Here is a 22,154-nt window from a genome sequence, read left to right as displayed (position 1 = left end):
CCTTCTTACTCGATGGAGTAGTTTTATAAATTACCTAATGCGTTAATATTCCAGCCGAATATTCACACTCAAAAGGTAATAAAATGAAAAATACTAGTAACGCGACTCAGGTATTTGATCAATGGATTAGAGGTTCATTTGTTAATATCAATACCGAACTAGAAAGCCTCTATTGGCAACAAGAAGATAGGGATAATGTCGACGGTATTGGCGAGGCATTGAAACGTCAACTTAAATCAGAGGGACGAGAATTAATTAAAGTGTTACTTGCTGAGGGTAATACCAGCCAAAATTTTGATAACGCGTTTAATTTACTCGGCAGTGTTGGATTATACATGGCCGCATGTCGCCGTCATGAATTAACAGAACCCTCACGAGAAACCCGCTCACCACTTATCGAAGCATCCGCTCTTGCCATGCACATTGGCCCAACGATTGGTATGGCGCCACGCTTTTCTACCGCCCATTTAACCACCCATAATATAGCTGAAAATGGCATCTATAAACGCTTTACCACCCTGCATGATGAAAGCTTATTTATCGATTACAATACCCGCAGTATTTTAGCATTCAAACGCGCCGCAGAAGCGCTAGCAAAAATACCTGTCATGGGTGTCTCCCACCCGCTTTGCTATGACTTATTACTGGCCGCCAAGCAAGGACTGAATGAGGTTATTGAATCAAATGCTATCTTATTTAGTGAGCTCGATACTGCTCGTTTCTTCCATTGTGTTCGCCCTTATTACAAACCTTACCGTGTCGGTACACAGATTTATCGTGGCGCCAATGCCGGTGATTTCGCGGGGATCAATATCGTCGATATATTACTTGGCTTGTGCCGCGCGAATGAACCATTTTACTCACAAATGCTGGTTGATAAATTCACTTACATGATGCCAGAAGACCAGCAACTACTGCGTGATTGTATGCAAGGTTCAAATTTGATGGATGACTTCCTTAGTCAGCAGCAATATAAAAACCAAGCTTGGTATCAACGTAATTTGACCGTATTTTTAGAGGTCTGTGAATTGCACGGCGCCACTGCCATTCAACACCATGATCAACTGGTAAATAAATACATAGCGCAACCTGCGAATAAGATGCAATCCCAGCATATGGACAAGCTAACAGCCAGTGGTCCGCCATTACACGTATTACTGCGCTCATTAGAAAAGCTCCGAGATCTACGTGCAGCTAATCCGCGAGATGATATTGCCACCCGTTACCACGACATCATCACTCTACACGCGTCATTAAATTAGCCATTACCCTCCCCTAATAAGCACAGGATCTCTTATGTATAAACATGATTTTTTACTCAAAGATAATATCTATCTTTTAAACCACTCTGTAGGCCGCCCCCTTAAAAACACTGAACAGCAATTCAAAAGCCATTTTCTCGAGCATTGGCAAGACTCAGAGAGTGAACCTTGGCCGCAATGGCTAAATGCCATCACACGTTATCAACTTGCCCTGAGTAAACTCTTTAATGACGACGCCGATAATTTCTGCCCGCAAGTTAATCTATCCAGTGCTCTCACCAAAGTGCTCATGTCAGTTGCACGTTTACAGCAACCGCACACGCAGATATTAATGAGTGAAAGTGATTTCCCGAGTATGGGGTTTGTGATGCAACGAGCACTGGCTGATAGCGCAACGATCACCTTTATTCCCAGCAACCTAGATATCACCGACCCTCACATTTGGGTTGAGTACCTTAATGACAGTATTGATCTGGTCTTTATCAGCCATGCTTATTCTAATACTGGCCAGCAAACACCGCTCGATGACGTACTAGCCCTTGCACGGCAACATCAAGTATTGTCTATTGTCGATGTTGCACAATCAGCGGGGATTATCCCGTTAGACTTAAGTACAACACGACCGGACTTTATGATTGGCTCTTGTGTTAAATGGTTATGTGGTGGGCCGGGGAGCAGTTATTTATGGGTCAATCCAGCGCAACTTGAACATTGCTTGCCTAAAGATGTAGGTTGGTTTTCACATCAGCAGCCGTTTGAATTTGACATTCATCACTTTAAAGACCATCAAGGTGCATTGCGATTTTGGGGTGGTACACCGTCTATCATGCCCTATGTGATATCAGCGAATAGCATTGAATATTTTACGCAGATCGGTATTAAAAAATTACGCCAGCATAACCAAGCATTATTAACTATGCTGGCCGATGCATTTCTATCTGCGCTTGTCTCACCACCGTTAGAGTCTCAACGTAATGGCACGGCTATTTTACATTTCGGTTCACAACAAGAGTCGGTATTATCAGCGTTGACAGCACATAACATCAGTGTCGATAACCGCCAGCAAGGCATGCGGGTATCACCACATATCTACAATGATCAAGCCGAGATCAGACAGTTAATCAACGTGATTAATAGCGTTTATTTGGGTTAATCATTAATTAAGATACACAAAAGCCTCGGCCCTAGTTGATAGGAAATCTAAGACTTCATATCACCAGACTCGAGGCTTTATTTATAGCAAAATTGAATTAATTTAGTTTAAAGAAGTTTAATATGGTTTTTTGCTCTTCCGATAATCGCGCAAGTTCTTCACTGGCTTGATTACTTTGGTCAATACCAGCGACATTTTGAGTTACCATGTCTGATGCTTGCATCACGTTCGCGGCAATATCTTGAGTCACGGCAGATTGTTCCTGAGATGCCGTAGAAACTAAGGTATTCATGTCTGAAATCTGTGACACAGAATGAGAGATATCATTAAAACAATGACTCACGGTTTGCGCTATCTGGCGTGAACCTTGGATCAGCTCAACATTATTGTTCATGTAACTGTCTGCTTTCTCAGACTGTTCTTGTAACTTAGTGATGATTTCTTGAATGTTAACCGTTGATGCCTGTGTTTTAGCTGCTAATGCACGCACTTCATCCGCAACAACAGCAAAACCACGACCCTGTTCACCCGCTCGCGCCGCTTCAATAGCCGCATTCAAGGCTAATAAATTAGTCTGCTGGGAAATCGTATTAATCACATCAACAACACTGCCAATTTCAATCGAATAAACTCTTAACTGATTAACCATCAAGGTTGATTCTTGCACTGATGCTTCAATACGTTTAGTGATCGCATCTGACTCTTGCAACGCATCGTTACCACGGCTAACGCTATCAATAGCATTATTTGCAGCATCCTCTGCATTGCTGGCATTTAAACTCACTTCCGCCGCCGTACTCGATAATTCATTAACGGCTGTTGCCACTTGTTCTATTTGTGCTATTTCATGTTGTGAATTGGTTGCCGCCTCCCCCATCACAGCGGCAAGTTCTACCGAAGCCGATGATACATTGTCAGAGATAGCATGGGTTTGTTGTACTACATCTTGTAATTCACGCAGCAAGATCAACATGCTGGCATAAATACCTGTGGTCTCTTGACCGGTAGCACTCACCGCACTCAGGTCACCGCGTGCCATTTTTTCCATTAAGTTAGAAATATCTTCTGGTTCACCGCCGATTGGTGCATAGATATATTTAACAATAAAGAAGTAAAAAATAACGACTGCAACAATAATAGCGATGGCTAAAAACAGTAATGAACCGATCAAATTAGCGTGACTCGCCGCGTTAATGTCGTTCTCATATTCATAACTGGCCACGATCCAGTTGCGCACTGATAGTTTATTGGTAACAACAGATACGACTTTGTCGTCAACTTCATACTTAAAACGACTAATGCCATTATTCACCTGCTCATACTGCGGGCGCACTTGAAACATATTCTTGCCTAAAAAATTAGGATCTTTACTCGACATGACATAACCGTCAGCGCGATAAACAAAAATTTGGTTGTCGCTAGTCAGCGAGGAAATAAACTGGGTAATATTATCTAAATCGATGTCAATCGACAGTGCCGCGACAGTTTGATTATTATGATAAATAGGCACAACCAAAGAGATGATATTTTTTTTCGTTAAGGCATTTTGATAAGCCTTAGTGATAATTCTTTTTTCATTATCATAAAAAATACGGCTGTACCACTCACGGTTAAGCGCTTTGGCATTGAAGTTAGCAACATAGCCACCGCCTTCAATTGCACGGCCGTCTTTTAGACCGATAAATATATTTTCCACACCATCAATTTTACTAATAAAGTGACGGGTTTTCTCTACCGCACGTTCAACCGATAATGGTTCAGCATTATCACCAAACTCAAAAGACACAGCATTCAAGGCATCAAAATATCGCATTAATTTTTCATCTAATGCTTTCGCGATTAACCGCGATTGACTATCCATTTTATCTTCATAATTGGTATTACTAAAACTATCGAAAGCGCTATAGCCAAAAAAGGTAATAGCGCCACAAATAGTAATAACTAAAGAAGCAAAAAAAACTAGGATTCTATATTTCAACGTCATGATGTGCCCAAATCTATAAATTAGTCGCGCATTCTATGCGTAAATCTAGCCAAGCGATAGGCTTTATTCGACAATTTTAGCAAACTCCGTACAACTGACCAAATGTGACGCACATCACAATATTAAATTTTTACATTCTGGCGCTAGTTACGCTTTTCGTCGCTATAAATTGTATTATTTACCAACAAACTGCTTAGCAATACTTAAGTAATAATCGACATCTGGATGCGTTAATGCGGCCTCTTTACCAAGATCATCAAACAAACGCACCTGTAACGCTTCTTTATAAAAAGGCTCCAACTCGAACGCAATCACTTCTTGCGCATCCATTGGCCCACCTTGCACTGTAAGTGTATTCTTAGATGCTTGGCTTAGTTGGCCGTGATATTTCGGTTTCACCGCACACAGATAACGTTTTGCCTGCACATGTAATGCAATGCCATCAATGATCTGTTTTGGGAAATAAGGCGCTAAGAATTTCGCGCCGATATCTTCGTGGTAACCATCAATACCCTTCTCGGTAATATCTTCAGGTAACTCTAAAATCAAATGGCCAAAGTCGTGTAACAAGGCAGCTGTAATGATCGCATCACTGCTATTTTTTTGCTCGGCATAATACGCCGACTGCAACATGTGTTCGCCCATCGAAATATCTTCACCATAAGCAACATGACCATTGTCTTCGAATTGCTGTTTAATAAACTGAATAATATCCATACTTTCTACCTCCACGTTTGGATAACCACATTCTAGGGAAGATATATTGCAGTTTTATGTGGTTAATATGTCGGTAAGATGAATCAGTGTCATTAAAATTAAACAATCGGATGTTAGGTTAATGCTGTATTCAGCTACTATAGAGCACTAACATGATAGTTATAGTTACAACAAATAACATTGAAACTACAGTCCCAGACTACCTTAATCCTGCCATAGCCGCCGATCTTGCTTTAGTCGATCTCCCCATTATTAAAGCCACGCCCGAAGCGCTAAAAGGTTATGGTTTTTTTGTTGATGACCCAGAGACATTTGATATCGAAATCACCCGCTGGCCAGCGCAAGGTTGGCGCAAAGTAGATGAAGATACCGGTGATGAGGGTGGTGTCACTGAAGGGACGTTTATTAGTACTTGGAAAGGTGATTATCTGTTTGGCCGTAATAACGCCGTTGATGGCCATTATATTATCGGTTATAACCAACGCCCTGAAATAGCGGTTGATACCCACACTAACAAACCAAATCAGCTGATTTTATGGCATGCTAATTATCACCCTGATGGCGGCCAGATGTTTTACCCTAAGTCAAACCAGCCATTTTTATTACCGCTGGCGTTACCGGGTGATGATGTGCAACCGGAAAACTTTGTGTGTTTTTATTTTAGCGGTGAGCAAGGTGCTTACATCCATGCAGATGTTTGGCATGAAGGCGTATTCGCTATTGCAGGAGAACAAGAATTTGTTGATAAAGAAGGCGCGGTACATGCACGCGTATCGGTTGATTTTGGTCAGGAATTTAATTGTTTATTACGGGTTGATTTAACCAAGTTACCGCTATAATCCAACTAAGTTATTACTATAACCCAACTAAGCTACCGCTGCGTTTAATGCTATCTTCAACGCTCCGGTACTTAGCATAGTGACTTGGCATCGCTACTGATATAACTACTTGATATAGTTACTTGGTATTTAGATCGCGTAAAGCGCATCTATTTCGCCATTTTTAATGCGCATATTTACACGTAGTAATGCTTTTTGGGTGATCGCCAACACATCTTTCAGGTTTGTATAACACGCTTGCTCATCTTCTCCATAGGCAAAGAAGTTTAACGTGACTTGGTAACCCATTCCGCCAGTATCCGGTTTATCACCTAATGCTAAATAACAGGTCGGTGATTTTGATAGGCCAATAGCACCGGCTTTAAAGCTTGGTTTCATCGACGAGGCCATTGACTGGATATTATTCATTAACCAATCAATACTTTTATCCTGACAATTTTCAGGAATTTCTCGGAATAAGATCATTAATCGCCCGCTGCATTTTTTCGCATACAGGTATTGCTGGTCGCTATTATCTTCAACAGCATTAAATACACAGTCATTACTTTCTAATAACGAGTTTGCACCATTCACCCATTCGATTAAACGATAAAACTGTTCAACAAATTCCCACTGTTGAAATGGTAACAAATCTTCTAGCGCACTGCGGATCAACTCTGGCTGTTGTTTAAAATCCATGTATATACTCGACTCATCGGATACCATGTTCGTCCATGGATGCGATCTTAACGCTGAGTTATCAATTTTTTGGGAAATAAACGTATCCACGGTATCTACCTTTGCTGGCTAAAGTTAACTATAAGGGCGGGATTTTAGCAGTTATACTGCAACATTAAAGGTTTTATCCGCTAACACTTTACCATCGAGTGATACTGTCATACGCCAGGCACCGCATTTATCCGCAATCGGCTCCCACACTGTATCGCCCAAATAAAAACTCCAGTCGCTATTCGTCACATGCACATCGCCAGTAAACGGCGCGCGTTTATTACCATCGGCGTCCAATATACCGGGATGAGCAATACAGAATTGCAATTTAGCACCACGGGCTTTTTTGATATTAACGATAAAACCAAACTCAATATCAATCTCAGCTGGAATATCTGTAGTGAACTTTTGAATACTCGGTAAGTCTTTTGATTTGCTCTGCCACTGGGAGTGAATACCGTAGGTTTGCATTTTAGTGACGGGTTTATACTTAGCCATAAGTTAGCCTTAAGATTGTCTGAAATTAGCGTTATCGTTCGATCACGACAGATCTCTTACATAATAACGCTGACTAAGCATTGTGGGAAGGTGTGTTCCCCTCACCACTCTGGCATATTAATCACGATTTTCTAAGCAACTTAAGAATATGGCGGTATTAAATGGCTTTTGCATAAAGTAAATATCTGGGTGACATTCACTGTGCAATATTTCATTTTTATCATTAGCCGATAAAATAAAATACTGCGTTTTGGCATCACCTTGAATTGATTTCATTTTGGTAATCAAGTCGATACCATTAATTTCATCTAACTGATAATCAACGATCACCAAATCTGGATTAGTATCAGTGAAATTAATCAATGCATCTTCAGAGTTATCCGCACAAACGGTATTAAACTGTTCGTCCTCTAACATGGCATTACATACTTCGAGGTTAAAGCTATTATCATCGACAATTAAAATGCGTTTATCAGCATAGTTACGCGGGTTTAACGGTTCCGATAACACATATGTCCCACATCGAAGCGGAAAATGTAGCATGATTTTAGTGCCTTCGTTTTCCACGCTGTGCAGTCTCAATTTACCACCAATCTGAGCCAGTAATTGATTACAGGTATAAAGTCCTAAGCCAATACCCGATACTTTTTTCAATTGTGATTCAGAATCAAAAACAAAAGGGTCGGTCAGTAATTCTTTGGTTGATTGCGACATGCCACGACCGGTATCCTGGATTAATACCCGTAAATACAATTCTCTATTTGACGACGTAGGATCATTAAATACACGGCGTAAACAAATATCAACATGACAACTCACCGCTTGGCCAGTGCTGTATTTCAAGGCGTTATTAATCATATTAGTGATAACTTGAAATAATTTAGAGCTATCAACACTGATTGTTTTAGGTAATTTATCACTGACATGAAAGTCCAGAGTTTTACCTTCAGGAAGACTCAATTTATTATAATAATCTTTAATATTATTAAAGTATTTCGGCGTATTAATTGGTGCGTTATTTAGCACTAAACCATCCGTCGCTGACTTACTGTAATTTAAGGTGTTCTCAGCCACTGAATACAACAAATTAGCCGACCACAGCATTTTATCAATCACCACACTGTGTTCATCACTAATTTTTGGCATATCCCTCAACATCTGACTATAACCAAGTAACGCATTAATCGGCGTTCTTATTTCATGATTAATGCTTGATACCATCGCGACATTAAGTTTATTCTCTCGCTCAATCCGATTAAACAAATGCTTATTCACCAGTCTAAAATACAGCAATACAAAAACCAATGCACAAGCAACCAAGATCGACAACACAATGAAGAAAAACTCCATCAGCCTTGATTCCGACACCTGTGATTTAATCGTAAGTATGTAATAGAAATTATAATTCGGAATACTAATATCCAGATCACTTTCATAACGAAACAGATCAAACAACATATTAGTCGACTTAAGCACACAATTTTTACTCTCTGCTGAGAGTTGTGATGAGGAGTACTTTAGGCAAGATCCCTTTAATTTATCGAGGCTGAACAGCACGTTTTTAATTGGTACCGCATAAAATAAATACGGCATATTGGGTTCATCAATCGCAAAGCCAATTAATTGATAGTGAGGTAATGTTCCCTTCACCATTCCATCTTTGTCGATATTAACTTCTAAGCCATTTAAATGTTCAGTCACGCTATCATCAGAAATATAGCCTAGGGTCAATTCAGGCGTTAAGGTGAAAAATATTGCTTCTCTCTTACCTAATAACTCTCGAGTGAAAATTCTAAACTCAGACTCTTTCACACCTTGTGATGCTTTAAAAAAAGACTTTGTCGCATTCATGATAAGCCTGTGCTGCAAATAGTTCTCTTCATTCAGCGCCATCAGCGTCGCGACATTTTTATCATGATTAGATTTAAATTTACTTAAACTATAACTACTAAATACAGCTACTATCGCCATAGTAACCAGCAGGCAAGCACAGACATAACTGCGCAGATTAAATTTAGAACTCATGTTCTATCGCTACAACTTGTTCGTAGATATTATCGACAGCACAATATAACTGTTCAGCAGTCTTGAACCCATCAATCTGGGTATCAAGATCAAGCACCAAATAACGGCAAACACCTTTAAATTGATGCTTCAGTGAGTTAATTTTATCTATACTTTCAGTTACTTTGCTTTGTGCGCGAATATTAGCTAATTCACGAATTAATGCTTGGTATAAAGCTAAGCGTCGCTGTTCACTATAGCGATTAAAAAACGTTTTTAAGTCAGTACCTAAGTTCATAAAATCAGTATTCATAAAGTCAGTATTAGCTATCATTAACATTAACTTCCTGGTGCTCGTAACGATTAACCCACGCTTGTAAATAACGTCCTTCCATTGGCGGACTATATAAATAGCCTTGCGCAGTATCACAACCTAGATCAGCTAAAATCTTAAGCACACTTTGCGTTTCAATGCCTTCGGCTACAACATTGACCAACATTTTTTTGGCTAGTGCGATCGTCGATTCGACAATAAGACGATGCTGTTCATTGGTATCTATATCGCACACAAAAGAGCGATCTATTTTAATTTCCTTAAAAGGAATGATATCTAAACGTTCATAGGTCGAATAACTTTTACCAAAGTCATCCAGTGATATACCGATATCATTAATAATCAGTCGAGCAATAGAATTTAATACACAGCCTTGATTAATAATTGCTTGTGACTCTGTCAGCTCTAAGATCAGCTTTATCTGCGTATGTGCTTGCTTGTGACGAATGATATAATCAATCAAATCTTCACTCATCAAGTCTTCAGCTGTCACGTTAATCGATAATGTATAATCCAGCAAATTGGTTTCATTTACCCAAAGCTTAAATGCTTTAGTGATAATGATTTTGGTAAACTCAACGTTTAACCCTGCGTTATAAATCAAAGGCAAAAATGTATCAGGGTAAATATAGCCATTTTCATCATACATTCTCGCTAATACTTCAAAACCATTGATTTTCTTACTCTTCATATCAACTTGAGGTTGAAAGCAAAGTAGTACTTGTTCATCTGCAAGCAACTGATTTATATCATATTCTGTAACATCGTCGGGCGTGGCCACGACTGGGATATTGCCACTCGCTTGTTGTAACCTTAGCGTTTCAGATAAGATCGCATCTACATTAATGGGTTTTTCAAACACCCCTACCACATTCAATTTCAAGCGACAGGCAATACTACTCACCAGCTCAAGAGTACGTTTATCAGATGAGCTAATAACAGCTAATGGTATGTGGGAATAAAGGCTGTGCGCCGACAAAAAGTTAATCACTTCCATGCCATCGCTATTATCCATTTTCAAATCTAAAATGAGTAAATCGATATTACCTTCCATCGCAACGATGACTTCGATACCTTCATTTGCATCACTCGCTTCAAAGCTCTGGAACGCCGAATTTAAAGTACTCTCTAAAGCATTCTCGATAAGATCTGATTTTATCGCTTCGCGAACAAACTCTTGGTCATCCACAATCAAAATATTCATCATTACTCCGCTATATCTCGATAGTTTTAGGTTGCATGCATTGTGTTGTTATAACAGAAAGCATCAGCATATTTCGATTAGCCATTACTTCTGACCTACTCATAATAAATGAATAGTTTTGTATCATTTTAGCTTGATGTTCAATCGGTTTAACTTTAAACATCGGGATCTTCATTTGCATTAATTTTTGTTTCAGTTTGCTATCACAAGTACTAAAGCTCAAATACTCAATCGTATCATCCATCGCTAACTGATTGAGATAGATGGACATCATATGATTATCAATTTGTGCTGAAACGCCAAATGAGGAAAACACCACCAGCACATTGACTCTATCTTGTTTTACAACATTTAATAAATCCAGAATACCTATCGTGTTATTCATAAACTCAAACAATGCTTTGCTATTCACTTTACAAAACAAGCAATGGCCAACCAATTGGCTTGCATTACAAAAAGCCGAAATTAAAGTCAGTTGCTTTAGCACTTCCGCAGATGAGGTTTGTTGATGAGTGGGAAGCAAGCGCGGGTTACCTTCGTACATTAAACAAAGTTTCAGGAATCGCTCAAAATTGACATGTTCAGTGTCAATACATTCAGTATGGTATTGTTCGTCTTGGTAATAAGGGTGCGTGGTTTTGTCATTTTTATCGCCGACAGAAAATTGAATTGAATGCATACACTCTGCAACAAAATCAGTATCTGAGCGGTAAATATTAAACAGGCTGTCACCAAAAATCTCTGCGATCTCAGCCTGTTTTGTTAATGAAGGGGTATTAATCCCACGCTCCCAGCGACTAATTGAGATCGTATCTAAACTATCAAAAGAATGGCTTTTATCATTTAATAAAGCCCTTAAACCTTCCTGTGAAAGATCATGCTCTGACCGTATTTTTCTTAGAAAACTAGAGAATACTTTCATTATTACTGCTTTTGGGTAAGCGTATTTTTTATATCCCATCTTCACTTCCATCTAGACCTAATACCGTCATAACAAACCTAATAATCGTCACAGTGCAATTACATTATAAGTCCAATGTGAAAACCACCAAACAATATATTCTGAAATATATGTTTATACATGCACTAATTCCACAGTAATAATTTTAATCTTAAATAAAAAAATGCCTATATCAGAAATCTATTTAGTAACAAGGCTCTAGGCACATTTTTACAAATAGAAATAATTATTACTCTAGTGGTAGAAATGACAGGTCGTTATCATATTTGTTCAATAATGAAGCATTAAAAAACGTAGCTGTAGCATATTTAACATTTATTCAACATGGAGTTTATTATATGAAAAAAATAGTTTTAGCATCATTCGGGGCCTTAACAGTAGCGGCACTGGCACCGACTTTAGCTATCGCGCACGGCTATGTCGCTGGCGAGTTCCCTTCGCGCGTTAATTTATGTCATCGAGATAACGGATTTAAAAATGATTGTGTGAATGCGTCATATGATAGACAAAGTTTAGAAGCGCCAAAAGGATTTCCTACAACAGGCCCTGTTGATAGCAAGATCGCATCTGCTCAAAAAGGCGGTGCATTTGATGTACTTGATCTGCAGTCATCAAACAGATGGTATAAAAACAAGATCCAAGCGGGAGTGAATGACTTCCACTGGTTTAGTACCGCTAACCATCTAACCACTGATTACGTTTATTACATAACAAAACCGGACTGGAACCAAAACGCACCATTAACCCGTGAGTCGTTTGATTTAGCCAATCCTTTCTGTGTTATTGATATGGGCGGGACACCGCCTCCGGCGAATTTAGGTAATGCGCATAGCTGTAATGTACCTGAACGCAGCGGCTATCAAGTTATCCTGTCAGTTTGGAGCGTTGATGATACCGCCAATGCTTTTTACAATGTTATCGACGTGGAATTTGAAGATGGTGTAACCCCACCACCTGTAAATGATGCATGGCAACAAAGTACCACCATTGTAGCAAAAGAAGATTTAGCCGCTGGTGATAAAGTAAAAGCCCGCTTCTTTAATTCATCCGCGGGTTCGTTTACCGCTGAAACGAGCATTAACATTAACTCGGTTGCTCATGGTCAACGTAATACTTGGTCTTACGATCTAGCGATGGCAATTAATGCTGAACAAACAGATGCAAAATCTGGCGTGAAAAGTAGCGATGATGTATTCACCCCAATTTATGGCAATAATGCTGTCTATCTAAAAGCGGATTCTAATCTTAGCTCTGTTGAAATTGATATTATTAAAGCTGACATACCTGTTGATGACAGCATTAGCGTTTTAGGCTTAGAAAATGAATATGTAATCAACAACAATGCTGTAGAGGTTACTTTTAATATTGAAGCTGTGGGTAACTTAAATGTCACCAATACCATTTTTGATGCCGCTAATAAAGCGATAGCATCGGTATCAGCCAATGTTAACGATACGGTGAAAAGCTTTACAATATCACTTGATGATGTAACAGCTGGCAACTTCAAATTGGTTTCAGTGGCTAACTCTAATGATGACAGCAACCTATCACTACAAGAATCAAATAGCTTTAATATCATTAATGCTGACGTTCCAGGTGATTGCCAAGATGTTCAAGCGATTGATATCAGCAAGCAATACAAACCAAGCAATAAAGTGTCTTATCAAGACAATATCTACCAAGCAGAACGCTGGACTGATACAGGTAGGACTCCTGATCAACCTTACTCTGGCTGGGTACTTGTTGGTCCATGCGCATAATCGTGGCTAATAGCAATTAAAAAAACCATCAAGATAATCTAAGTCAAACAGCGTAAATCATATTTACGCTGTTTTTTTATCTGCACGAATGTAGGAACGCATATGAATCAACTCACTCATCAATTTGATACAACCGCAAAATACCTTCATTGGATCTCAGCGCTGGTGATCTTATGGGCAAGTATCTCGGGGTTATACATCGCCTTTTTCGAACTGGAAAGCAATATTAAAAGTCATATTTTAAGTTTCAATGTATCGATAACAACGGTATTTATGCCACTGTTTTGTTGGCGTATTTACCACAGATTAAAACAAGGTGTACCAGCACCACACCCTGCGATGTCGATATTAGAAGCCAAGCTCGCACACATAGGACATACCTCACTCTATGTATTGGTTTCATTGGTGTTAGTCAGTGGTGTATTAATGATGGGTCATGACGTAACGGTATTTGGATTATTTACTATCCCGCAGCTGCTAGCAGATCAAAGCACGATTCATTTTTTTGAAAGCCTGCATTTGTATACTTGTCGATTATTAGCCCTGTTGATAGTCTGTCATTTAGCGGCATTAATAAAACATGAAATGTCGGGTAGGCGTATTTTGAAAAGAATGATTTAGTGCCAGACGATGATGTGAAGTCGTTCCGTATTAACATTAAGTTACGGAACGCATATCAATAATAGTGCGTTATTGATCAGACTCCGCAATATTGCGCGTCATTTCATCAATACAGCATTCATCTTGTAAAAAACCAATCACAGCTTGTAACTTGTCGTATTCAGCCACGCAATACAAAGTACGTCCTTCACGACGCTGTGAAAGTAAGCCTGCCGATGCCAAACTAGAAATATGGTGCGATAATGTAGAGCCCGGGATTGCTAGCTGTTCTTGTAAGCCACCCACCGCAATACCTTGATAGCCAGCACGAATGACACTTTTAAAAATAGTTAATCGTGTTGGATGACCCAGCTCTTTCAGTGCTTTCGCAATTACATCAATATCCATTTTTATATCTCCAAGTTAGCCGCTAACAACATATATTTCGATATTAGCAGAAATATACTCTAAGTACCAATAGATAACATTATAACCGCAGGCAGGCTCGTCAATCTAATGAATGGTATTGGTATTGGTATTGGTATTGGTATTGGTATTGGTATTGGTATTGATAGTTACTTTTAGAGCGAGCTTCTCGCCAAGTTCTTGCATTAATACATCAAGCCATTCATAACGTTTACGATACATTGCACGTTTACTACGTTTAATATCTTCCGGTAACTTTCTCACTTCAAGCAGATCGAGTTGATACAGGTGCTTGCTGTACTTCGTCGCCCCTAATGATTCCCAGTGGCAATTATAATTAGTTTTTATTTTGTCATCAGCATAACGTTTAGAGCTATAAATATGCCCTTCATTAGTAACTAATAAAAGCAGTTTAACATCCCAAACATTGGCAATAATGGTGAGTATTTTAACCATCAAATCTTTAGGTCTCTGGCCAAAGTGCTGCTTGGTAAAATATTTAATTTGCTCATTAATTTCAGGCGTACTTTTCGGCCCCTGCAGGCTACCGACAGTAATCGTACGTCCCTTAATCGGATCATCAAAAACGCTGAAGGTGATAGAATAAAAAATGTTTCCGTTTGGATCCAATAGCTTCATGCACAAATCACCTTCTTTATGATTTGAAGCAAAATAGCTCAGCGTCACACGGTATTCATCTTCGCCCACAGTAAATCGAGAGACTTCAATTCCCTGCGTTGTGTTGTAAATAGCAAGACCCGTTTGGGTAGGTAAACATTCGCTAATAAAGCGATAATGCCCAATGACTAACTTAGTTCGATTAGCAATACCATTACCAATGTGCAGGTAAGGACGAAACGTTTTTTCCAAAAAACGTGCATCTTGTTGTAATAACAATTGCAGGAAAGGAGCATTAATACCACGTTGAAATTGACGAAAATACGGGTAATGCATCATAGTTCTGAATACAAATTTAGACCGGTATTTTTTTTGTTTTTGCTGCATTTTCAAATTAGAACACTGATTTTCGTTCAAATCTGGATAGGCAAGCCAACTTAACTCTCGGATACTTTTGCTGTGCATTGTTGATACCTTAATTATGGACACTACTCACTCAATATTGCCGTCCCATCACACCAAATACGATTACTCGTCTAACGGAATGAATGACTGCAATACAACGAACTAGTGGTCATATATACACCCGAAATACCTGAGGGAAAACAAAAGAACTGTAAGAGAATGTCAGTAATCTATCGTTCGCAAAGGTATTTACGGTGTAAATTTAAGGTTATATTTTAATTATTTAGCTCAAATCCATTGAATAGCGTTTAAGTAATTCCATAGGCACGATCTCTAATGCTTTAATGTGTGTTCTTTGTAAATATACTCTCGGCGCCATATTATCTTCCAATGCTTGTAACCAGCGCGCCGCACACAAACACCAACGGTCACCCGCGCGTAAACCTGGAAAGCCAGATTCCGGTACAGCGGTTGATAAATCATTGCCTTTAAAGCGCGAGTATTCTAAAAACTCAGCAGACACTTCAATACACACTGTATGCGAACCCGCGTCTTGGCTGCAGGTATTACAGGCTCCGTCGCGATAAAAACCAGTGACAGGATCCTCGCCACATAACGCTAATTGCTCCCCAAATACATTAACTGAATCATACATTTCCATGTGTTATATCTCCACGTTACGTTGCTACAGGTCAAGCTCAAGTTAGTTCACACTAGCACTTATTATTTTCACCGTCTATGCAGCTAATATAATGAGATAATTAGGCTTCTATTCGCAATCACGTATAATGATTTTTAAACGCGTTACCTCACTTAGATACGATCCACAGCATAGGAAAATCATGGAACTCATTTATAACGGCCCTGTCGATGGCCCATTATTTGTATTTGCGCACGGCGCCGGTGCACCAGCTACTTCTGACGTGATGGAAACCATTGCCCAAGGGCTCGCACTGCAAGGTATTCGTGTGGCGCGTTTCAATTTTCCTTATATGCAGCAACGTGTTGATAACGGTACTCGCCGACCACCAGAACGCGCGCCGAAATTAATAGCTCAGTTTCAGCAATTGATTGCCCGTATTGACCAGCCTATGGTGATTGGCGGTAAATCTATGGGTGGGCGTATGGCAAGTTTAGTCGCATCCGACCCAACCACAGATGAATTAACCGTTAATGCCAAAGTGAAAGGCATCGCCTGTTTAGGTTTTCCTTTTCATCCAGCCAATAAACCGGAATCATTACGTACCGAACATTTTCCATTGATCCAGCAACCGGTATTTATTGCCCAAGGCGATCGGGATAAGTTAGGTACAAGAGAAGAAGTGCACAGTTATGGTTTACCGGAGGATATTGAATTCTTGTGGTTAGCAGACGGCGATCATGATTTAAAACCCAGAGTGAAAAGTGGTTTTACTCATCAAGCCCACCTTCAGAAAACCATTGATAGCATGGCGGCGTTTATTAAAAAGGTATTAGCGTAGCACCTGCTATTCGTCCACCTTGCTAATCAGGAATAACAGCGCAGGTATCATATTTGACTCGGTTCATTGATATCTGCGTTTTAAAGTTTTTCATATTCGCCTCACTATATAAATAACGTTGGCAGAAGGTTTCATAGTCAGGCATATTTGCGACTGTCACCAATAATACAAAATCAATTCCGCCTGTTACTTGATAACACTCTCTGACTTCAGGCGATAGACGAATACGTTTAATAAAACCATCATTCAAATCTAAACGGTCTCTTTCCATTTCGACACTCACAATCATGTGTAAACACGCACCCAGCTTATCTTGGTCAAGCAGCACTACTTGGCTGGCAATGACACCTTCACTTTTTAATTTTTTCACCCGCTTAAAACAAGCTGGCGGAGAAAGACCAACCAGTGAGGCTAATTGCAAATTACTCACTGAAGCATCTTGCTGTAACTGGCGTAATATGGCTTTATCAAGTCGATCGAGAAACATAATTAACTAACGCCTAGTAAATAAGAAATTTATATAAACATTTGTACGCCATTATTGAAATTATTTCTAGCGGCTTGAATATAATAGATCGCATCAAACAGCAATTATTTATCTATTACTTATCTAGCAGCTAGGAAGCAAACACATGTTCACAACCTTCAAATCATTATTACTCGATGTATGGCGAGTTTATCTGACACTACTCAAAGTAATGGTGCCCGCCCTTATTATCGTAAAAATATTAGACATGCTCGGCGGCACGCAATGGTTAGCGAAACTACTCGCCCCGTTAATGAGTCTGGTTGGCTTACCGGAAGAAATGGGCTTGGTTTGGGCAACGGCCATGCTCACCAATATCTATACCGGCATGGCAGTATATTTTGATTTAGCAGGTGATACTCCACTCACAGTCGCGCAAGTATCGGTGCTTGGCATCATGATGCTGCTGGCTCATGCCTTACCCGTAGAAGGCGCTGTGGCTAAATTATCTGGTGTATCTTGGCGAGTCACCCTACCTTTGCGTATTGGCGGTGGTTTTATCCTAGGCATGATCGCCAATCAGGTCTATCAATTAGGTAATTGGCAGCAACAGCCTGCGGTGATTGTTTGGCAGCCGACTCCCGCCTCTTCAAGTTTATTTGACTGGACGATGGCACAGCTAAGCATGCTATTTTCTATTTTCTTTATCATTGCCGCCTTAATGATATTAATGCGGTTATTGAAATGGTGTGGTATCGAAAAACTGATGCAAACCTTGTTATCACCGTTTTTAAAGGCCTTAACCATCGGCAAAGAAACCACTAATGTCTGTGTGATAGGTTTAGTGTTGGGCTTAAGTTTTGGTGCGGGCTTGTTAATTGATGAGGCACGTACAGGAAGAATAAGTAAGCGGGATATTTTCTTGGCGGTGTGCTTTTTAGGATTAGCCCACAGCGTGATTGAAGATACCATCTTAATTTTATTACTCGGCGCTGACTTGATGTCTATTTTGTGGGGGCGATTATTATTTGGCTTTATTGTTATCGCTATTTTGGCCCGTTGCATCAAGCAGGAATCAACGTCCTGCTCGAGTACTGAAACCAGTTAAATAAAAACGTAGTCCAGATTTTTATTTAATACAGGTTAACTTATCATTACGCTTAGATAAGTGTTTAAATGACGCCATCATGTTCGCTTTTGTGACGAACTGCTTGGGTGGCGTTATTACCTGTAAGCGATAGTCGGTGGATGTTTTGGCTCCCGTTGTTAGTTCACTATTTGCCGAACGAGTTACCGAATTAGTTACCGAATTAGTTACATCTACAGGCGTGACAATGACGACTTTCAATTCCGGCGCGCGAGCGAGAATACTAGCCGCGGTACCTAAGCCATTTTCGGTATGGAATTTACCGGCAATATGCAGCACTTGTTTATGCCGACTGCCTACGGATAATTTACTCAGATCATCCGTCAGCGGTGTATTTGAATTACCTGCTAGTAATGAATTTGAATGATCAGCTAAATAATTAACAATACTCTCTGCCATGGTTTCATCCCATGTCACTTGCGCAGCAAATTTATCTTCATTCTGGCTTTCATCACCATGATGCATAGATGCCATAAAATAGGTTTTGTACGCGGAGTTTTGGGTATTAATATTCGCCGCTAACCAAGTTCGTTGATCCGCGGGTAATTTGTCAACATAACTAATCCCTTCTTTACCGATACAACGAATGAGATGCTTCGGGGCATTGGCAGCAATTATATCAATATTGTTAGTCTTAGCTAATTCCACTAATGGGCGATAATCACTGCTGTAATTTGGCCACGCATTAGCTTGGGTTATTAATGTGCCTTCACCGATTTCACCTGCTAAGTAAGTATTTACTACAGCTTGTTTGTCACGGGTGAATTGCTCCATTGATAACGTAACATCATCACCTGCCGCAAGCATGGCTTGTAATAACTCGGTTTGAAAACGATGAATACCGGTATGTGTATGCCATTCCCCCACCAGCACCACATCAGCATCTTTAATCTCTTCGACAAAGCGCGATAAGCTAACATCCTGCCCAGAAGCTGACTGCAAGTTATAATCAAAGTAAGTAGTTACTTTCTGTGAAGCATCTACTTTCTCTGCATTTCCCAAGAAAGGGGAAGCAGCACAACCAGATAGTAATCCCGCCAAGGCGATACTCATGCAATGGCGCTGATAACGTCTTGGAAATGTTAAACGTTTTGAAAATGAAAATAATACTTGCGGATAATTAACCATAAAACGCCCTAGTAATGACATGTACATTAAATAAATAACAGCTAATAAATAGAAAAAATAAAGTGCATAACAAACTACACTAAGCAGGTTTTGGCGGCTGCAACAACAGTCTTAACGCGGCTAGGCATGAACTTATTTAAGTGCATGCCAAGATAAAGCGTTTCAGCCACAGGAATGGCAAGATGATGAACCTTCACTTTCTCTGGATGAGGGAAGTCAGCGACCGCATAAGCAGGCAATACCGTGAAACCCAGTCCCAAACTCACAGGCTCTAAAATCAGGCTTATTTGATTCGAGAAACCGGCCTTTTTAAACTGATTATAATGTTTGAATTCTGGATAATTAGCCCCGAATAACAGACTAGAATGGAATGCACCGTCAGGATGGTCGATAAAGCCTAATTTCATGAGTGCTTGCCAACTTGGCACTTCTACGTTGGCCGGTGTGACTAACAATAACGCTTCTTCCGCTATCGGTTTCAAACTCACTTCCGCTAGTGTCGATGAGCTGGTCATAAAACCAATATCCACACTGTGTTCAGCAATGGCTTTTTCTATCGTCGCGTTTGGCGCAAAGCGATAATCAATCACCAATTGCGGGTGCTCAGCTTGTAACGTCAGTAAATAGCGATACAGCTTCAAACCAATACTACCAGGAGACATAACTCTGACCAGGCCTTCAAAAGCAGGGTCTGTCGTCACCCGTTGTTCGAGTTCTGATAGTGAGTTGATTATCTGTTTACCCTCAGTATATAAGCGCTGCCCCGCGTCCGTCAGGGTAAACTGCTTACCTTCACGGATAAGTAGATCTTGGCCTAACTGCTCTTCTAATTTGCGGATATGCTGGCTAATACCCGACTGCGTCATATTCAGGCGTTCAGCACTGCGGGTAAAGTGGCCGATTTCCACCAGCGTACAAAAGCTACGGAGTAACACAGGATTAATCATTAATTTTTATTCTCAAATATGTTTTAGTTGATAAATATATTTAATGATTATAGGTAATGATTAGCTATTTGTATTCTGTTTGCACTTTAAACAGAATACAAATGATAAGAAATGTATACCCACGCAATTTATCTTACGTAGGCATTACAGTTGCGGATAGTTTATCTTCACTTATTTAAATAGCTATTATTTACATTCTCGTGACGCGTTAAACCATCGCAGCTTGCGCTGGAAGATTATTTCGTAATGTACCAGCCAGTTTAGTTGGCTGTGAACCCGGTAGCTTGATTGTCAGCGTAATAATAAGCGAGATAACTAATAGTCCTAACATAAGATAGAAAGTCGCTGCGAATCCGCCGAACACTGACGCAACGATAGAGCCAATAATACTACCGAGACCGAAACCAAGGTAAATTAAGCCGTAGTTTTTGGTCAAGTTGTTTAAGCCAAAGAAATCACTGATCAATGATGGATATACGGTGATCGTGCCACCGAAACTAAAGGCGATACATACCACGGCAAAGTAGAAACTGAACATGCTTTGCTCAGCAAAAAGTAATGCAGATACACCCGCTAAGCAGATAAATAATGCAATCGCGATCACTTTAATACAGCTAACGCGATCTGAAAGCACACCGAGTACTAAACGACCACTCAGATTGGCAACGGCGATAAGCGCAACCGAACTTGCAGCGATGGCCACAGGTAAATTCACATAACTCTCACCGATATCTTTGGCGACACCAATAACATACAAACCACTCATACAAACGGTTAAAAACACCAATGCTAACATCCAAAACTGTGAGCTTTTCACTGCTTCAGCTAAAGTGTAATCACGCACAGGCGTTGCTGCTGCAGTTTGTTGTGGTGCTTGCTTGGGTGCGTCTTTCATCATCAGACCACCAATAATAACCATCACCATGGCAATCAAACCCCAAGTACTAAAGGTATTTTCTAGGCCACTATTAGTGAGGAAATACATATTGATGTATTTAAAGCCAAGACTACCTAAACCATATGCACCAATAGCACACGCAGAGACCAAACCTTTACGTTCCGGAAAGAGTTTCACGCAGTTAGATAATGTCATCAAGTAGCCTGTACCATCAGCAAAACCGACTAACAAGCCCGCGAAGATATACAGTAAAATAAGGTTCGAAGCGTAAGCGGTTAGCGTTAAGCTGGCACCCAGTAATAAACCTGCGCAAATAGTCACTTTACGCACACCGAAACGTTCTTGCAGTTTGCCAGACAATGATGAAGCAATGGCTAGTGATAAACTTAAAATACCAAAAGAAAAAGCCACACGGCTAACTGGCACAGATAACTTATCTGCCAATTGTGAATTAAATAGACTCCACGTATACACCGACCCTAATGCAAATTGGGTGATGATAGTGCCAAGCAACGTTAATAGTCGGTCTCGGTTTGATATTTGAGTCGTCATAAAGTAAATCTCCAACGAATTTAAAAGCATGAAGGCGACGGTATCTGTCACCTTGTTAAGCC

At 40.0% G+C, this 22,154-nt stretch carries 22 protein-coding genes; 7 read left to right on the top strand and 15 right to left on the bottom strand.

Features of this window, described 5'->3' with window-relative positions; translation table 11 throughout:
• Positions 1–83 precede the first annotated feature (83 nt).
• Positions 84–1,262 carry a monodechloroaminopyrrolnitrin synthase PrnB family protein gene (locus CXF93_RS21805; RefSeq protein WP_101064600.1) on the top strand — a complete coding sequence of 393 codons (1,179 nt, stop codon included), beginning with the start codon at positions 84–86 and terminating at the stop codon, positions 1,260–1,262.
• 34 nt (positions 1,263–1,296) lie between these two features.
• The gene (locus CXF93_RS21800) at positions 1,297–2,415 is read left to right on the top strand and encodes an aminotransferase class V-fold PLP-dependent enzyme (RefSeq protein WP_101064599.1); all 1,119 of its coding nucleotides are present in this window, start codon (positions 1,297–1,299) and stop codon (positions 2,413–2,415) included.
• Between the two features lie 97 nt (positions 2,416–2,512).
• Here CXF93_RS21800 and CXF93_RS21795 read toward each other — a convergent pair whose 3' ends face one another.
• On the bottom strand, positions 2,513–4,399 hold the full coding sequence (locus CXF93_RS21795; protein ID WP_101064598.1) for a methyl-accepting chemotaxis protein: 1,887 nt from the start codon (positions 4,397–4,399) through the stop codon (positions 2,513–2,515).
• Positions 4,400–4,573: 174 nt separating this feature from the next.
• The gene (locus CXF93_RS21790; RefSeq protein ID WP_101064597.1) at positions 4,574–5,116 is read right to left on the bottom strand and encodes an HD domain-containing protein; all 543 of its coding nucleotides are present in this window, start codon (positions 5,114–5,116) and stop codon (positions 4,574–4,576) included.
• 152 nt (positions 5,117–5,268) lie between these two features.
• On the opposite strand from CXF93_RS21790, the gene CXF93_RS21785 reads away from it, so the two are divergent.
• Complete coding sequence (locus tag CXF93_RS21785) at positions 5,269–5,955, top strand: ureidoglycolate lyase (RefSeq protein ID WP_101064596.1); 687 nt, start codon at positions 5,269–5,271, stop codon at positions 5,953–5,955.
• Between the two features lie 129 nt (positions 5,956–6,084).
• On the opposite strand, the gene CXF93_RS21780 is transcribed toward CXF93_RS21785, so the two are convergent.
• From CXF93_RS21780 to CXF93_RS21755, 6 genes are all read right to left on the bottom strand, one after another.
• Positions 6,085–6,723 (bottom strand): hypothetical protein, encoded by a 639-nt coding sequence (locus CXF93_RS21780; RefSeq protein ID WP_101064595.1) that lies wholly within the window; start codon positions 6,721–6,723, stop codon positions 6,085–6,087.
• 51 nt (positions 6,724–6,774) lie between these two features.
• Positions 6,775–7,161: a DUF3859 domain-containing protein gene (locus CXF93_RS21775; RefSeq protein ID WP_101064594.1), complete on the bottom strand. Its 387-nt coding sequence runs from the start codon at positions 7,159–7,161 to the stop codon at positions 6,775–6,777.
• Between the two features lie 117 nt (positions 7,162–7,278).
• A complete protein-coding gene (locus tag CXF93_RS21770; protein ID WP_101064593.1) occupies positions 7,279–9,186 on the bottom strand; it encodes an ATP-binding protein in 1,908 nt (635 codons plus the stop codon).
• Positions 9,176–9,499 carry a hypothetical protein gene (locus CXF93_RS21765; RefSeq protein WP_232784295.1) on the bottom strand — a complete coding sequence of 108 codons (324 nt, stop codon included), beginning with the start codon at positions 9,497–9,499 and terminating at the stop codon, positions 9,176–9,178. The genes CXF93_RS21770 and CXF93_RS21765 overlap by 11 nt, the downstream gene beginning before the upstream one ends.
• Positions 9,489–10,703 (bottom strand): EAL domain-containing protein, encoded by a 1,215-nt coding sequence (locus CXF93_RS21760; RefSeq protein WP_101064592.1) that lies wholly within the window; start codon positions 10,701–10,703, stop codon positions 9,489–9,491. The genes CXF93_RS21765 and CXF93_RS21760 overlap by 11 nt, the downstream gene beginning before the upstream one ends.
• Before the next feature lie 10 nt (positions 10,704–10,713).
• Positions 10,714–11,664, bottom strand: a complete 951-nt coding sequence (locus CXF93_RS21755) for a helix-turn-helix domain-containing protein (RefSeq protein ID WP_101064591.1) — start codon at positions 11,662–11,664, stop codon at positions 10,714–10,716.
• A 338-nt stretch (positions 11,665–12,002) separates the two neighbouring features.
• Between CXF93_RS21755 and CXF93_RS21750 the strand changes: the two genes are divergently transcribed.
• Both CXF93_RS21750 and CXF93_RS21745 read left to right on the top strand, forming a co-directional pair.
• On the top strand, positions 12,003–13,424 hold the full coding sequence (locus CXF93_RS21750) for a lytic polysaccharide monooxygenase (protein ID WP_101064590.1): 1,422 nt from the start codon (positions 12,003–12,005) through the stop codon (positions 13,422–13,424).
• Positions 13,425–13,526: 102 nt separating this feature from the next.
• Entirely contained in the window at positions 13,527–14,045 is a 519-nt protein-coding gene (locus tag CXF93_RS21745) for a cytochrome b (protein ID WP_101064589.1), read from the top strand.
• Between the two features lie 69 nt (positions 14,046–14,114).
• Here CXF93_RS21745 and CXF93_RS21740 read toward each other — a convergent pair whose 3' ends face one another.
• The 3 genes from CXF93_RS21740 to CXF93_RS21730 all read right to left on the bottom strand — a co-directional run bounded on the left by CXF93_RS21740 (position 14,115) and on the right by CXF93_RS21730 (position 16,134).
• The gene (locus CXF93_RS21740) at positions 14,115–14,432 is read right to left on the bottom strand and encodes a helix-turn-helix transcriptional regulator (protein ID WP_101064588.1); all 318 of its coding nucleotides are present in this window, start codon (positions 14,430–14,432) and stop codon (positions 14,115–14,117) included.
• A 105-nt stretch (positions 14,433–14,537) separates the two neighbouring features.
• On the bottom strand, positions 14,538–15,533 hold the full coding sequence (locus CXF93_RS21735; RefSeq protein WP_101064587.1) for a DUF535 family protein: 996 nt from the start codon (positions 15,531–15,533) through the stop codon (positions 14,538–14,540).
• Between the two features lie 223 nt (positions 15,534–15,756).
• A complete protein-coding gene (locus CXF93_RS21730; protein WP_101064586.1) occupies positions 15,757–16,134 on the bottom strand; it encodes a DUF2237 family protein in 378 nt (125 codons plus the stop codon).
• Positions 16,135–16,315: 181 nt separating this feature from the next.
• On the opposite strand from CXF93_RS21730, the gene CXF93_RS21725 reads away from it, so the two are divergent.
• Positions 16,316–16,954, top strand: coding sequence for an alpha/beta family hydrolase (locus CXF93_RS21725; protein ID WP_101064585.1), 639 nt, complete (start codon positions 16,316–16,318; stop codon positions 16,952–16,954).
• A 22-nt stretch (positions 16,955–16,976) separates the two neighbouring features.
• On the opposite strand, the gene CXF93_RS21720 is transcribed toward CXF93_RS21725, so the two are convergent.
• Positions 16,977–17,441: an Lrp/AsnC family transcriptional regulator gene (locus CXF93_RS21720; RefSeq protein WP_101064584.1), complete on the bottom strand. Its 465-nt coding sequence runs from the start codon at positions 17,439–17,441 to the stop codon at positions 16,977–16,979.
• Positions 17,442–17,586: 145 nt separating this feature from the next.
• Here CXF93_RS21720 and CXF93_RS21715 point away from each other — a divergent pair, with 145 nt between their 5' ends.
• Entirely contained in the window at positions 17,587–18,528 is a 942-nt protein-coding gene (locus tag CXF93_RS21715; RefSeq protein ID WP_101064583.1) for a nucleoside recognition domain-containing protein, read from the top strand.
• A gap of 21 nt (positions 18,529–18,549) precedes the next feature.
• Here CXF93_RS21715 and CXF93_RS21710 read toward each other — a convergent pair whose 3' ends face one another.
• The 3 genes from CXF93_RS21710 to CXF93_RS21700 form a co-directional block, all read right to left on the bottom strand.
• Positions 18,550–19,695 (bottom strand): ChaN family lipoprotein, encoded by a 1,146-nt coding sequence (locus CXF93_RS21710; RefSeq protein ID WP_101064582.1) that lies wholly within the window; start codon positions 19,693–19,695, stop codon positions 18,550–18,552.
• Between the two features lie 74 nt (positions 19,696–19,769).
• A complete protein-coding gene (locus CXF93_RS21705) occupies positions 19,770–20,642 on the bottom strand; it encodes a LysR family transcriptional regulator (protein WP_198551730.1) in 873 nt (290 codons plus the stop codon).
• Positions 20,643–20,850: 208 nt separating this feature from the next.
• A complete protein-coding gene (locus CXF93_RS21700) occupies positions 20,851–22,092 on the bottom strand; it encodes an OFA family MFS transporter (protein ID WP_101064581.1) in 1,242 nt (413 codons plus the stop codon).
• Positions 22,093–22,154 lie beyond the last annotated feature (62 nt).

The organism is Moritella sp. Urea-trap-13 (assembly GCF_002836355.1).
Classification (GTDB): Bacteria; Pseudomonadota; Gammaproteobacteria; order Enterobacterales; family Moritellaceae; genus Moritella.
The sequence above is the reverse complement of the archived record's forward strand: the minus strand, read 5'-3'. Positions and strand labels throughout refer to the sequence as shown.

Excerpts from the sequence above, each read along its gene's own strand:
- CXF93_RS21805 (WP_101064600.1), top strand. The coding sequence starts at position 84 with ATGAAAAATACTAGTAACGCGACTCAGGTATTTGATCAATGGATTAGA.
- CXF93_RS21800 (WP_101064599.1), top strand. The coding sequence starts at position 1,297 with ATGTATAAACATGATTTTTTACTCAAAGATAATATCTATCTTTTAAAC.
- CXF93_RS21795 (WP_101064598.1), bottom strand. The coding sequence starts at position 4,399 with ATGACGTTGAAATATAGAATCCTAGTTTTTTTTGCTTCTTTAGTTATT.
- CXF93_RS21790 (WP_101064597.1), bottom strand. The coding sequence starts at position 5,116 with ATGGATATTATTCAGTTTATTAAACAGCAATTCGAAGACAATGGTCAT.
- CXF93_RS21785 (WP_101064596.1), top strand. The coding sequence starts at position 5,269 with ATGATAGTTATAGTTACAACAAATAACATTGAAACTACAGTCCCAGAC.
- CXF93_RS21775 (WP_101064594.1), bottom strand. The coding sequence starts at position 7,161 with ATGGCTAAGTATAAACCCGTCACTAAAATGCAAACCTACGGTATTCAC.
- CXF93_RS21770 (WP_101064593.1), bottom strand. The coding sequence starts at position 9,186 with ATGAGTTCTAAATTTAATCTGCGCAGTTATGTCTGTGCTTGCCTGCTG.
- CXF93_RS21765 (WP_232784295.1), bottom strand. The coding sequence starts at position 9,499 with ATGATAGCTAATACTGACTTTATGAATACTGATTTTATGAACTTAGGT.
- CXF93_RS21760 (WP_101064592.1), bottom strand. The coding sequence starts at position 10,703 with ATGAATATTTTGATTGTGGATGACCAAGAGTTTGTTCGCGAAGCGATA.
- CXF93_RS21755 (WP_101064591.1), bottom strand. The coding sequence starts at position 11,664 with ATGGGATATAAAAAATACGCTTACCCAAAAGCAGTAATAATGAAAGTA.
- CXF93_RS21750 (WP_101064590.1), top strand. The coding sequence starts at position 12,003 with ATGAAAAAAATAGTTTTAGCATCATTCGGGGCCTTAACAGTAGCGGCA.
- CXF93_RS21745 (WP_101064589.1), top strand. The coding sequence starts at position 13,527 with ATGAATCAACTCACTCATCAATTTGATACAACCGCAAAATACCTTCAT.
- CXF93_RS21740 (WP_101064588.1), bottom strand. The coding sequence starts at position 14,432 with ATGGATATTGATGTAATTGCGAAAGCACTGAAAGAGCTGGGTCATCCA.
- CXF93_RS21735 (WP_101064587.1), bottom strand. The coding sequence starts at position 15,533 with ATGCACAGCAAAAGTATCCGAGAGTTAAGTTGGCTTGCCTATCCAGAT.
- CXF93_RS21730 (WP_101064586.1), bottom strand. The coding sequence starts at position 16,134 with ATGGAAATGTATGATTCAGTTAATGTATTTGGGGAGCAATTAGCGTTA.
- CXF93_RS21725 (WP_101064585.1), top strand. The coding sequence starts at position 16,316 with ATGGAACTCATTTATAACGGCCCTGTCGATGGCCCATTATTTGTATTT.
- CXF93_RS21720 (WP_101064584.1), bottom strand. The coding sequence starts at position 17,441 with ATGTTTCTCGATCGACTTGATAAAGCCATATTACGCCAGTTACAGCAA.
- CXF93_RS21715 (WP_101064583.1), top strand. The coding sequence starts at position 17,587 with ATGTTCACAACCTTCAAATCATTATTACTCGATGTATGGCGAGTTTAT.
- CXF93_RS21710 (WP_101064582.1), bottom strand. The coding sequence starts at position 19,695 with ATGGTTAATTATCCGCAAGTATTATTTTCATTTTCAAAACGTTTAACA.
- CXF93_RS21705 (WP_198551730.1), bottom strand. The coding sequence starts at position 20,642 with ATGATTAATCCTGTGTTACTCCGTAGCTTTTGTACGCTGGTGGAAATC.
- CXF93_RS21700 (WP_101064581.1), bottom strand. The coding sequence starts at position 22,092 with ATGACGACTCAAATATCAAACCGAGACCGACTATTAACGTTGCTTGGC.